This window comes from Mesorhizobium sp. M0854, from assembly GCF_040319815.1.
Lineage (GTDB): Bacteria > Pseudomonadota > Alphaproteobacteria > Rhizobiales > Rhizobiaceae > Mesorhizobium.
In genome coordinates this window covers 141,158-153,759 of the sequence record NZ_JAMYOL010000011.1, presented here as the reverse complement: position 1 = coordinate 153,759, position 12,602 = coordinate 141,158, and the positions used below count along the sequence as shown (strand labels likewise).

Genomic DNA, 12,602 nt, shown 5'->3' with positions numbered 1-12,602 from the left:
CTGTTAACGGTTCGTAACAGTTATTAACAGGCGAGCAGGAAACTGTTCGCCTGTTAACCTTAAAGTGATTGTAAAACAAGGACTTATGGGGCAATCCCGCGCTGGACCGCAGTTACAAAGAGTAAGAAACCGTGATTTGGAGTCTCCCCGCGGGACCATTATCTTCGCCACCGACCAAAGTCGGTTTGCTGGGAGTCTCGGGGAAGTGGCCCTGCCTGCCGATCAATCAAGAGCCGCGCCCTCAGGGCAGAAGCGGACCTAGGCAGCATGGGCTATGGGGATTGTTTTGCACGACTATCAGACGACACTTAAATCGCGCGCGACGCTGACTGGCATCGGCGTTCACAGTGGCAATCCGGTCACCGTCCATTTCCTGCCGGCGGATGCCGATACGGGTGTCGTCTTCCAGCTCTCGAATGCAAGCGGAAGCCACGAATTTCGCGCGCTCGTCTCCGAGGTCGGCGCCACCGATCTCTGCACCATGCTTGGCGATCCGCAAGGCGAGCACATTGCCACGGTCGAGCATCTGATGGCGACGCTTTTCGGGCTTGGAATCGACAATCTCGTCATCGAAATCGACGGCCATGAGGTGCCTATCCTCGACGGCAGCGCAGTGATGTTCATCGAGGCCATTGACCAGGCAGGCGTCGAAACGCTGCCGGTCAAGCGTCGCTACATCAGGGTGGTCAAGCCGGTTCGCATCGAGAACGGCGCCTGCTGGGCGGAGTTCCGGCCCTATGACGGCACGCGCTTCGAGATCGAGATCGATTTCGAAAGCCCGGCGATCGGGCGCCAGCTTTTTGCATCCGACATGAACGCCGAAATTTTCCGGCGTGACGTCGCGCGGGCCCGCACTTTCGGTTTCATGAAGGACGTCGAGCGGCTGTGGGCGGCCGGCTATGCGCTCGGCTCCTCGTTGGAAAACTCCCTGGTGATCGGCGACGACAACCGCGTGATCAATATGGGAGGCCTGCGCTATCCCAACGAGTTCGCGCGCCACAAGACGATGGATGCGATGGGCGACCTGGCGCTCGCCGGTGCCCGGTTCATCGGCTGCTTCCGCTCCTATCGTGGCGGCCACAGGCTGAACGCAGCTGCGCTGCGCCGTCTCTTGTCGGACCGTTCGGCTTTCGAGATCGTTGAGACGACGCGCCGCGAGCGCGGGCGTACCGCCGAGATGAGCGCCGTCAACGCACCCCTCTATGCGCCCTGGATGATCTGATTCCTAAGGTCTTGCGGCCACATTGCGGTCAAGCTGTGTTGCATGGATGCATCACCGGCCGGCCAAATTACACAGCTTTCCAGGTGGCGCCAAACCGCCACAAAAATGTGCGATTGGCCGGGGATAGCGTTGCCGGGCAAGGCAATTATGGTTTATGGCTGCTGCCGTCGACTGAAATGACGCCGAAAGGGCGGAATCCAAACATGTTTTTCAAGCGAGTTGGTCAATCGAAGGCGCTGCGGCGGGCTGTTTTCCTGGCGCTTTCGGTGGTCGTTCCATCGCTGTTTCTGTCGGCCTGCATGTCGTCCGAGAAGGACGTCGATCTATCGACCTATGTCGATCAGACCGAGCCGGCCGACGTGCTCTACAATCAGGGTCTCGCCAATCTGAATGCCGGGCGACTGCAGGAGGCAAGCCGCAAGTTCGATGCCGTCGACCGCCAGCATCCCTATTCCGAATTCGCCCGCAAATCGATGGTGATGGGTGCCTTTGCCGACTACCGACAGGGCAATTACGACGAGGCGATCGGTTCGGCCAAGCGCTACCTGACCCTCTACCCGTCGACCGACGATGCAGCCTATGCCCAGTACATCATCGGGCTGAGCTACTACCGTCAGATCAAGGACGTCACCCAGGACCAGAAGGAAGCGCGTCTTACCGTGCAGACGATGCAGGACCTCGTGACGCGCTGGCCCACGTCCGAATATGCCGACGACGCCAAGGAGAAGATCCGCTTCGCCAACGATCAGCTCGCCGGCAAAGAGATGCAGATCGGCCGCTATTATCTCGAGCGCCGCGAATACATCGCAGCCGTCAAACGGTTCCGCAACGTGGTGGAGAACTATTCCAACACACGCCATGTCGAGGAGGCGCTGGCGCGTCTGACCGAGAGCTACTATGCGATGGGGCTGACGTCGGAAGCGCAGACCGCTGCGGCCGTGCTCGGCACCAACTATCCCGACAGCCAGTGGTACAAGGACTCCTACAAGCTCCTGCAGAGTGGTGGGCTCGAGCCGCGCGAGAATGCCGGATCGTGGATCTCCAAGGCCGGGAAGCTGATCACCGGCGCCTGAGCGGCGCGTTACCATGCTCTCCAGGCTGTCGATCCGCGATATCGTTCTGATCGAGAAGCTGGACATCGACTTCTCGTCCGGCCTTTCGGTCCTTACAGGCGAAACCGGCGCCGGAAAATCCATCCTGCTCGACGCCTTGTCGCTGGCGCTTGGCGCCCGCGGCGACGCTTCGCTGGTGCGGCATGGCGCGGCACAAGGCCAGATCATCGCCGTGTTCGACGTGCCGCGCAACCACGCGGCTCGCATGTTGCTTGCCGAGAATGCCATCGAGGACGACGGCGAAATCATCCTGCGCCGCGTCCAGACGGCTGACGGCCGCACGCGCGTGTTCGTCAACGACCAGCCGTCCAGCGTGACGCTGATGCGCGACATCGGCCGTGCGCTGGTCGAGATCCACGGCCAGCATGACGAGCGCGCTTTGGTCGATCCCGGCGCCCATCGCGAGTTGCTCGACAGTTTCGGCGGCCATCTCGGCGCTGCTCGGGCAACCGGCGAGGCGTGGCGGCATTGGCGTACCTGCGAGCGGGAATTTTCACGGCACCGGGCCAAAGTCGAGGCAGCTGCCCGTGAGGCCGATTATCTGCGTGCAGCGGTCGCCGAATTGACCAGGCTCGATCCGCAACCTGGCGAAGAGACCGAGCTGGCCGAATTGCGCGCCTTGATGATGCGTGCCGAAAAGATCGCCTCGGAAATCCACGATGCGCAGGATGTGCTCTCGGGTCCGTCCTCGCCCTTGCCGCAACTGGCCAGCCTGCTCAGGCGGCTGCAGCGCAAGGTCACCGAAGCGCCCGGGCTGCTCGAGGATGTCGTCAAGTCGCTCGACGAGGCGATGCTGTCGCTCGACGCGGCGCAGTCGGGCGTCGAAGCAGCACTTCGCGCCACCGAATATGATCCGCAGCGGCTGGAGAAGGCTGAGGAGCGGCTGTTTTCGCTGCGTGCCGCCTCGCGCAAGCACAGCGTCGCCGTCGATGACCTGGCGCAATTGCGTGACACCATGGCTGCCGACCTTGCCGATCTCGACGCCGGCGAGGAGCGCCTGCAGGCGCTGGAGAAACAGGCTGCGGCGGCGCGCCAGGCCTATGACACTACGGCGGCCCAGCTGTCGTCGCTTCGCCATGCGGCGGCTGTCGGGCTGAGCAAGGCGGTGATGGCCGAACTGCCGGCGCTGAAGCTCGAACGCGCCGAGTTCATCGTCGAGATCGCAAGCGATGCCGAGAGCCGCATGGAAGAAGGCATCGACCAGGTCGAGTTCTGGGTGCGGACCAATCCCGGCACCAGGCCAGGACCAATGATGAAGGTCGCTTCCGGCGGCGAGCTTTCGCGCTTCCTGCTGGCGTTGAAGGTCGCGCTGGCTGATCGCGGGTCGGCGCCGACCTTGGTCTTTGATGAAATCGACACCGGCGTCGGCGGCGCGGTTGCCGACGCCATCGGCCAGCGGCTGGCGCGGCTGGCAAAACGCGTGCAGGTGCTTTCGGTCACGCATGCACCGCAAGTGGCGGCGCGCGCGGCGACGCATTTCCTGATCTCCAAATCGGGCGGCGCCGACCGGGTCTCGACCGGCATCGCCGAGATGGACCGGGCAGCGCGGCAGGAAGAGATCGCACGCATGCTCGCCGGTGCCACCATCACCGACGAGGCGCGCGCGGCGGCCGAGCGGCTGCTGCGGGAGAACACCGCGGCAGCGTAGAGCTGTTCATCGTTTCACCGAAACGCCGAACCGCTCTACCTCTTTGTTTCTGCGCAGTTCCGGGCGGAAAACCGTTTCACACTTTTCCTGGAATTGCTCCAGGCGAGTTCGTTTCCGGCGCTCGTGACCTGAGTCAGGGTATGGCGCCATCCTGCTGTTCAGGAATGATTTTCTGTGTCTGGTCTCTCCCTCATGAGAAAATCCTGTTCTATTGTGTCGCGCCACCGTGGAGGGAGCAGTGCATGGACGAAAAACCAGTCGATTCGCTCAGCGAAAGCGAGGCGGCAAGCGAGTTGAAGCGGTTGGCGCAGGAGATCGCCGAGCACGACCGGCGCTACCACGGCGAGGACGCGCCGATAATCACGGATGCGGAATATGACGCGCTGACCCGGCGCAACCTCGCCATCGAGCAGCAGTTCCCGCATCTTGTGCGCGAGGATTCGCCCTCACGCAGGGTCGGCGCGCCGCCGGCGGAAGGTTTTGCAAAGGTGCGCCACGCGGTGCCGATGCTTAGCCTCGCCAAGGCCTACACCGACCAGGACGTCGCGGACTTCATAGAACGCGGCCGGCGATTCTTTGATCGCGACAAGGAGCTGAACATCGCCTTCACGGCTGAGCCGAAGATCGACGGGCTATCGGCTTCCCTGCGGTATGAAGGCGGTGTGTTCGTGCAGGGGGCAACGCGCGGCGACGGCGTCGTCGGCGAGGACATCACCGCCAATCTCAAGACCATCGCCGATATTCCCAAGACCTTGAAGGGATCGGACTGGCCCGAGGTCATCGAAATACGCGGTGAGGTCTATATGACCTACGCGGAATTCGAGGCGCTGAAGCAGCGTTCGGCGGCGATAGGCGGCCAGGATTACGTCAATCCGCGTAACACGGCGGCCGGATCGCTGCGCCAGAAGGACCCGTCCGTTACCGCCAGCCGCAACCTCAAATTCTTTGCCTACGCCTGGGGCTATACTTCAAAGGATCCAGCTCCGACCCAATACGATTCCGTGCAAAAATTCGCGGAGTGGGGGTTCAAGGTCAGTCCGCTGATGGTCCGGGCAAAGTCGGTCGACGAACTGATCGCGCATTATCACCTTATCGAGGCCCAGCGCTCATCGCTCGGCTACGACATCGACGGCGTCGTCTACAAGGTCGACCAATTGGAGTTGCAGCGCAGATGGGGCTTCGTCACCGGCGAACCACGCTGGGCGATCGCTCATAAATTTCCGGCCGAACAGGCGATGACGACCGTGCTCAGGATTGACATTCAGGTCGGCCGTACCGGTACGCTGGCGCCCGTTGCCCGGCTTGCGCCCGTCACGGTCGGCGGCGTCGTGGTCGAAAATGTCACGCTTCACAACGAAGACTACATCAAGGGTCTGGACAGCAACGGCCAGCCGATCCGCGACGGCAACGACATCCGTATCGGCGACACGGTGGTCATCCAGCGGGCAGGGGACGTCATTCCGCAGATCGTCAGCGTCGTCGTCGACAAGCGTCCGCCAGATGCCGTGCCCTACGAATTCCCGCACAAATGTCCGATCTGCGGCTCACCCGCAACGCGCGAGATCAACGAGAAGACCGGCAAGGAGGATTCCCGCCGACGGTGCACCGGCGAGCTGATCTGCCCCGCGCAGGCCGTGGAAGGATTACGCCACTTTGTGTCGCGCGGCGCCATGGATATCGAAGGCCTGGGCGCTGAAAACATAGACCTGTTCTTCAATGCCGGGTTGGTCAAGACAGCCGCCGATATCTTCACCCTCCGGGACCGCCGTCCCGCCGTCACCAAGGCGCTGGCGGAGCGACGGGAGGAGCAGGCCAGGCAGCGCGAGGCCGCATCGGGCAAAACGCGCAAGAATGTACGCAGCGTCGAGGAACGCAACTATGACGGCCTCGACAAGCTCTTCGCTGCCATCGACGCCCGCCGCGAACCCGAACTCGATCGCTTCATCTTTGCGCTGGGCATCCGCCATATCGGCGAAACGACGGCCGCTGTGCTCGCCCGAACCTTCTCGACGATCGAGGAGTTGATCCGCATTGGCAAGGAGACAGCAGCAGCAGCCGATCCACACACCGTTTTTCCTTCGATCAACGGCATCGGCGATACCGTGATAGGCGCGCTTCGCGATTTCTTCGGCAATGAACGCAACGACGCCGTACTTGAAGCGCTGCTCACACAGGTCCACCCGAAGCCGTACATTGTGAACGTCTCAGCCGATAGTGCGGTCGCCGGCAAGACAATCGTGTTTACAGGCACGCTGGAAAAGATGACGCGCCCCGAGGCCAAGGCGATGGCCGAACGTCTCGGGGCGAAGGTCGCCGGCTCGGTTTCCGCGAAGACCGATCTCCTGGTGGCAGGGCCAGGCGCCGGTTCCAAGCTGAAGGACGCGACCAAATTCGGCATCGAGGTGATCGACGAGGACACCTGGCTGCAGCGGATTGGCAAGGGCGGGTGATGGCGGCTGCGTTCAATGGATTTGGGCAAAAGGCCATTCCCTTCCTCAAGGCGCTGGATTTTCATCAGAGCCGGGAGTGGTTTTTGGAAAACCGCGATCTTTTCGAGCGCGACCTGCGCGATCCCTTCGGCGATCTGGTCGAGACGCTCTCCGAGCGCTTCACGGCATTGGGGCTCGGCCTGCGCGGCGACCGCAAGAAATCGCTGTTCCGGATTAATCGCGACGTGCGTTTTGCCAAGGACAAACGGCCTTATAACCGGCATTTGTCGGCGATCCTTTCGCCCGACGGCACCAAGATGGAACAGGGCGTGTTTTACGTCCATATCGGGCTCGAGCGATGCTTTGCCGCCATTGCCTGGTGGCAGCCGGGACCGGAGCTATTGCTGGCGCTGCGCAACGCGATCGCGAAGCGGCCCGCTGAATTCCGCAGCCTCGTCGCGGCGCTGAAGAAGAACGGCCTCGAGCTCGACCCGGACGGCTGCATGAAGCGCACGCCGCGCGGCTTCGAGCATATCGCCGAGCCCGATCTCGCTGCCGCGATCCGCAACCGGCATTTTGCCGTCCGGCACGCAATCGAGCCGGCGGATATCTACGGAGCTGGATTGGTCGACGAACTCGTCGACTTCGTCATGCAGGCAAAACCGCTGCTTGACTGGGGCAGGGCGATCGAAGGCAAGGCTTCGCCGCGCTAGGCTCGGAAGCGAGCTTGCCGCGACGCTTCAGCCATCATTTCCGCTGATCGTTTGCCTCAAGCAAATTGGTGTGACAAGCCGGGCCGCTCTCTCTACATACGGCCGTTCCCAAGGAGCGATCGATGTCGGCGGAAGCAATCTCCGAAAACGGAGCGAAAAGCGATTTCTGGGACGGCGTGCGGCTCAGCATGCCCGTCGTGGTGGCGTCGGCGCCGTTCGCGTTGCTGTTCGGGGCGCTCGCAGTCGACAACGGGTTTTCCGTGCTCGAAGCGTTCCTGATGAGCGCAACGGTGTTCGGCGGCGCCAGCCAGATGGTCGGCATCGAGCTGTTCGGCCAGCATGTCGCGCCGTGGCTGATCGTGCTGTCGATCTTCGCCGTGAATTTTCGCCATGTGCTCTATTCGGCTGGCATCGGCCGGCGCATTGCGCATTGGCCGCTGGTGCAGCAGGCGATAGGCTATTTTGTATTGACCGATCCGCAGTTCGCGGTGGCCGAGCGCAAGGCGGAGGCCGGCGAGACCGTCGGGTTCACCTGGTATATGGGCCTTGGGCTGCCGGTCTATGTGTTCTGGGTCATCGAAAGCGCGCTCGGCGCGATGTTCGGCAAGCTTATTCCCGACACCCATGCGTTGGGCATCGATTTCCTGCTGCCGATCTATTTTCTCGGCCTGGTCATGAGCTTCCGCAAGCGGCCGCTGTGGCTGCCGGTGGTCGTCGCCAGCGCTGCCGCCTCCATTATTGCATACAAAACGGTCGGCTCGCCCTGGCATGTCTCCATAGGTGCGCTGGCCGGCGTGCTGCTCGCCGTCATCCTGCCGCCCCGCCACAGCGGCGTGGAGGCACGGCCATGAGCACGACCTTGTGGATCATCGTCGCCGGTTCCATCGCGACCTATCTGACCCGCATCGGCGGTCATCTGGTGATCTCGCGTTTCGATCAAATCCACCCGCGCGTCGAAGCCGGGCTCAGCGCCGTGCCGGCGGCGGTGCTGACCACGCTGGTGGCGCCGGCGGCGCTCAGCGCCGGGCCGGCGGAATGGGCAGCCTTGATCGTCGCCGGCCTTGTCTCACTGCGCGGCGGCCTTATGGCGATGTTCCTGGCGGGTGCTGCCGTGCTGATCCTCGCGCGGCAGCTCGTCGGCTGATCGACTTTTGCCTTGGCGGCGAGAGCACACATGCGCTTTACCGCAGCGACTATTGCCGCGCCGACCCGCGACAGGCTCAGCCGGACCGCCTCCGATCTCTCCTGGTGGGCGCCACGCACGGCGTCGCTATAGAGCGCTTCGTGCTGCTTCGGCGTCAATGCGCTTAGATCGGTCGGCTGGATGCCGAAGGGCTCACGCGACATTTCCATCTCCCCTGGTTTGCCGTGTTGATCGGCAGCTACACCGGCGATTTACGGGAAAGGCATAATCAGTTAAAATGAATAATTAAGATCGTTATGTTCTCCAGGAGAGATGTATGGATTTGGCCGATCTGCGCATCTTCCGCACGGTGGTGCGCGAGGGCGGAATCACCAGGGCGGCGGAAAAACTGTTTCGCGTGCAGTCGAACGTGACCACACGCATCCGGCAGCTCGAGGAGGATCTCGGCGTGCAGCTGTTTATCCGGGAGGGCAAGCGCCTGCACGTATCGCCGGCCGGTCACAGATTGGTCGGCTATGCGGATCGGCTGCTGGCGCTTGCGGAGGAGGCGCGAACGGCGATGCTCGATCCACGCCCGCGCGGCACTCTTCGCCTAGGTGCCATGGAGAGCACCGCCGCGGCACGGCTTCCAAGTCTGCTCGCCGAATACCATGCACGGCATCCCGAAGTGGAAATCCAGTTGCGCACCGGCAATCCGCAGGTTCTCGCGACCGCCATGCTTGCCGGCGAACTCGATGCAGCATTCGCCGCCGAGCCGATCGCTGACGTTCCGTTCGAAAAGCTGCCGGCATTCCACGAACAGCTGGTCATTGTCTCGGCGGCATCGCGCGTTTCGGTCGAAGACCACCTGGACATGCCCAAAACCATGATAGCCTTCGAGCACGGCTGCCCGCACCGCAAGCGGCTGGAACAATGGTACGCGCGTAGAGGGTTCATGGCCGAGAAAACCATCGAGCTTGGTTCATACCATGCCATCCTTGGTTGCGTGGTGGCTGGCATGGGCATAGCGCTGATGCCGAAAAGCGTGCTTTCGGGTTTTCCGGAAAGCCGCTGGCTAAAGCTGCACGAACTGCCCGCTGACGAAGACAATGCCGTCACGGTGTTGTTCTGGCGCAAGGGAGCCGGTTCTCCCAACGTCACCGCTTTGCAGGCACTGCTTGCGGAGCAAAGCCTGTCAACCGGCGTTGCCGCCGCGGCTATTGCTTGAAGTCGTGCGGCAGCGGCGCGGTTGCCTTTTCCAGCCAGGCCAGCGTTTCGCCGTCGAGCATCGGTCCGATCTCGGCCAGTACGCGCGCATGGTATTCGTCAAGCCAATGCAACTCGTCGCGGGTTAAAAGGTCCGATCGGACCAGCCGCTTGTCGATCGGCGCCAGCGTCAGAGTCTCGAAGCCGTGCATGGCGATGTCGCCGCCCTCGATTGCCTCGGCCGGTGTCACCAGAATCAAGTTCTCGATGCGGATGCCGTAGGAACCTTCCTTGTAATAGCCGGGCTCGTTGGAGACGATCATGCCGGCCAGCAGCTTTTCGGTGCCGGTCTTGGCGATACGCTGCGGGCCCTCGTGCACGGCAAGATAGGAGCCGACACCGTGCCCGGTGCCATGGGCGAAATCGCAGCCGTGTCTCCATAGCGCCAGGCGCGCCACTGCATCGATTTCGGAGCCGCGCGTGCCCTGGGGGAAGCGCAGCATGGAGATGCCGATCATGCCTTTCAGCACCAGCGTGAAGCGCTCGCGCATCTCCTCGGTTGGCGCGCCAATCGGAACCGTGCGGGTGATGTCGGTGGTGCCGTCCTGGTACTGCCCGCCGGAATCGAGCAGGAACAGCTCGCCATCCCCCAGCTTGCGATTGGTGGCGCGGGAGACGCGGTAGTGCATGATGGCGCCGTTAGGACCAGCGCCGGAGATGGTATCGAACGATACGTCGCGCAGCGGCATCTGCGTTTCTTCGCCGGTCTGACGGCGCGTCTCCTCAAGCCTGGTGACAACGGCGATTTCGTCGAGCGTGCCGGGCTTCTGGCGGTCGAGCCAGCACAGCAGCTTGGCGACCGCGGCGCCGTCGCGGCGATGTGCGGCGCGTGCGCCGGTGATCTCAGCTTTGTTCTTTGTTGCGCGTGGAATGCGGGCCGGATCGGGCACGGCAATGACGGTGCCGCCATTATCCTCGACCAGCATCCTGAGCTTGTCCGCCGCTAGAACCGGGTCCAGCGCGATTTTTGCGCCGCCCTTGGCCCGGGTGACGATTGCCGTTTCGAATTCACCTGGGTCGTGCAATTCGGCGAGCTGCGTCAGGTAGGCCGCGACGGTGCGCGAAAACTTGCGCTGATCCATGAAAAGCAGATGCGAGCCGTCGGCGGCGAGCACGGCAAAGCCGAGCGCCAGCGGTGTGTGCGGTACGTCGCCGCCACGGATGTCGAACGCCCAGGCAATGGAGGAGGGGTCGGTCAGCACGGCATGGGTGGCGCCGTCCTTCTCGATGGCCGCTGCCAGCCGCACCAGCTTGTCCTTGGCCAGTTCGCCGGCAAAGCCGATCGGGTGGATCTCGACCGGCGCCAGTGGCGGCCCGGGCTGGTCCTGCCAGATGGCGTCGATTGGATTTTGTTCGAGCGGCTCCAAAGTCGCGCCGGACTTCTCGGCCGAGGCCTTCAGCGCCTTGACGTCACTGATCGTATGGAGCCACGGATCGAAGCCCAACCGCACGCCCTTGCCGAGATTATCCTTGATCCAGTTGGCCGGCGGGTTGTCGACAAGGCTCTCGATCGAAAAGATGTCGAGGTCGACCTCCTGGCGCACCTGCAGCGTGTAGCGCCCGTCGACAAACATGACGGCGCGCTCGCCAAGCACAATGGCGACGCCGGCCGAGCCGCTGAAGCCGGTCAGCCATTTCAGCCGTGCCGAGCGGTCGGCGACATATTCGCCCTGGTGCTCGTCGGCACGGGGCACGATGAAGCCATCCAGCCCGTTCGCCGCCAACCATTGGCGCAGCATTGCCACGCGCGGCTTGCCAACGGCCGGATCGCCGGCGGAATCGAAGGTCTGGAACATGTCGGCTCTCCTCGAATGCTGGCGCGACCGTAGCGCATGACTTCGAAAATCGGAATCGATTTTCGGACCGATCATTCCCGGTTGCTGCGTGTCTCTTTGCGCATGGACGCCATGCAGAATCGACGATTTCAAAAAGCGTCAGCGGAGCTTACCTTCTTAATGTGGAGGAAAAGTCCTGTTGCCCTGCAAAGGAGACCGTCATGTCCACGATTTCACCTAGACGCGGATTTTTCAAAAACGCTGTGAAAGCGCTGATCGAAGCTCGCCAGCGCGAAGCGAGCCGGTATGTAAGCGGCGTTCTGCTTGGCTTTGACGACGAAACGCTGAAAGCTCACGGCTACGATCGCGAACAGCTGAAGAAAGCGGCGAACTCGCGCTAAGTCCGAGCGGATTCCGGCTTGCGTTGAAGGCGTCGCGCCTCAGCGCTTGAGGTGAATCGTCACCCAGCCCTCGCGGTGCAAGGTGCGGACGTGCCGGAATTTCTGGCCGACATAGGCCGCGATTACCGCATCGCGCTGGCGCTCGAGGATGCCCGACAAAACAATCGAGCCACCGAGCGCGATATGCTCCGCCATTTGCGGCGCCAGGCGCATCAGCGGCCGCGCCAATATGTTGGCGACGATCAAGTCGAAGGGCGCGCGCGCGGCAAAGATCGGGTGGTGGAATCCGGGCGCCGTCACTGTTTCGACGAGCCCCTTGACGTGGTTCAGCCGCGCATTGGCGGCGGCCACCTTGACGGCGACCGGGTCGATGTCGGTCGCCAGCACCGGTATATGCGCGAGCCTGGCCACTGCGATCGCGAGCACCGCGCTGCCGGTGCCAAGGTCGAGCGCGTTGCGCGGATGCTCGCGCCGTACGACCTGCTCCAGCATTTCGAGGCAGCCGGCGGTGGTGCCGTGATGGCCGGTGCCGAAAGCAAGGCCGGCCTCGATCTCTATGGCGATTTCGCCGCTGTGGCGCTTCCTGCGGTCATGCGCGCCATGGACGAAGAAGCGCCCGGCCCGCACCGGCTTCAATCCCTCCAGCGAGCGCGCCACCCAGTCGATGTCGGGCAGCGTTTCGCGCGCTATAGGCTTCGACAGCGACAGTCCGGCAAGTACATCCCTGAGCCGCGCCTCGACCGCATCGACGTCGTCGCCGGCATAGAGCGATACTTCGTGGATGTCGCGGTCCTCGTCGACCTCGAGCACCGCAATCGGCAGGCCCTCATCGTCGAACGCCGCACCGAGCGCCGCGAAAATGTGATCAGCCTCGATCTTGCCCGCGGTGAAATACAAACGCGTCTGCGTCATT

The 12,602-nt window shown here is 62.9% G+C and carries 11 protein-coding genes; 9 read left to right on the top strand and 2 right to left on the bottom strand.

What is annotated here, in order from left to right:
* Positions 1-274 precede the first annotated feature (274 nt).
* From lpxC to NKH99_RS18920, 8 genes are all read left to right on the top strand, one after another.
* Positions 275-1,222 carry a UDP-3-O-acyl-N-acetylglucosamine deacetylase gene (gene lpxC, locus NKH99_RS18955; protein ID WP_352501058.1) on the top strand — a complete coding sequence of 316 codons (948 nt, stop codon included), beginning with the start codon at positions 275-277 and terminating at the stop codon, positions 1,220-1,222.
* Positions 1,223-1,425: 203 nt separating this feature from the next.
* The gene (locus NKH99_RS18950) at positions 1,426-2,295 is read left to right on the top strand and encodes an outer membrane protein assembly factor BamD (protein ID WP_023676756.1); all 870 of its coding nucleotides are present in this window, start codon (positions 1,426-1,428) and stop codon (positions 2,293-2,295) included.
* A gap of 13 nt (positions 2,296-2,308) precedes the next feature.
* Entirely contained in the window at positions 2,309-3,982 is a 1,674-nt protein-coding gene (gene recN, locus NKH99_RS18945; RefSeq protein WP_353014983.1) for a DNA repair protein RecN, read from the top strand.
* 242 nt (positions 3,983-4,224) lie between these two features.
* Positions 4,225-6,432, top strand: a complete 2,208-nt coding sequence (gene ligA / locus NKH99_RS18940) for an NAD-dependent DNA ligase LigA (RefSeq protein ID WP_353014981.1) — start codon at positions 4,225-4,227, stop codon at positions 6,430-6,432.
* Positions 6,432-7,124, top strand: a complete 693-nt coding sequence (locus NKH99_RS18935; protein WP_353014979.1) for a DUF2461 domain-containing protein — start codon at positions 6,432-6,434, stop codon at positions 7,122-7,124. The genes ligA and NKH99_RS18935 overlap by 1 nt, the downstream gene beginning before the upstream one ends.
* Before the next feature lie 122 nt (positions 7,125-7,246).
* Positions 7,247-7,975, top strand: a complete 729-nt coding sequence (locus NKH99_RS18930) for an AzlC family ABC transporter permease (RefSeq protein ID WP_352589473.1) — start codon at positions 7,247-7,249, stop codon at positions 7,973-7,975.
* Positions 7,972-8,268, top strand: coding sequence for an AzlD family protein (locus NKH99_RS18925; protein ID WP_352767756.1), 297 nt, complete (start codon positions 7,972-7,974; stop codon positions 8,266-8,268). Before NKH99_RS18930 ends, NKH99_RS18925 begins: the two co-directional genes overlap by 4 nt.
* Positions 8,269-8,584: 316 nt before the next feature.
* Complete coding sequence (locus NKH99_RS18920; protein ID WP_352767758.1) at positions 8,585-9,475, top strand: LysR family transcriptional regulator; 891 nt, start codon at positions 8,585-8,587, stop codon at positions 9,473-9,475.
* Here the strand turns inward: NKH99_RS18920 and NKH99_RS18915 are convergent.
* Entirely contained in the window at positions 9,465-11,309 is a 1,845-nt protein-coding gene (locus tag NKH99_RS18915) for an aminopeptidase P family protein (protein ID WP_352767760.1), read from the bottom strand. The genes NKH99_RS18920 and NKH99_RS18915 overlap by 11 nt on opposite strands.
* Before the next feature lie 200 nt (positions 11,310-11,509).
* Here NKH99_RS18915 and NKH99_RS18910 point away from each other — a divergent pair, with 200 nt between their 5' ends.
* Complete coding sequence (locus tag NKH99_RS18910; RefSeq protein ID WP_352450114.1) at positions 11,510-11,689, top strand: hypothetical protein; 180 nt, start codon at positions 11,510-11,512, stop codon at positions 11,687-11,689.
* Positions 11,690-11,728: 39 nt separating this feature from the next.
* Here the strand turns inward: NKH99_RS18910 and NKH99_RS18905 are convergent, their stop codons facing one another.
* A complete protein-coding gene (locus NKH99_RS18905; protein ID WP_353014977.1) occupies positions 11,729-12,601 on the bottom strand; it encodes a 50S ribosomal protein L11 methyltransferase in 873 nt (290 codons plus the stop codon).
* Position 12,602 lies beyond the last annotated feature (1 nt).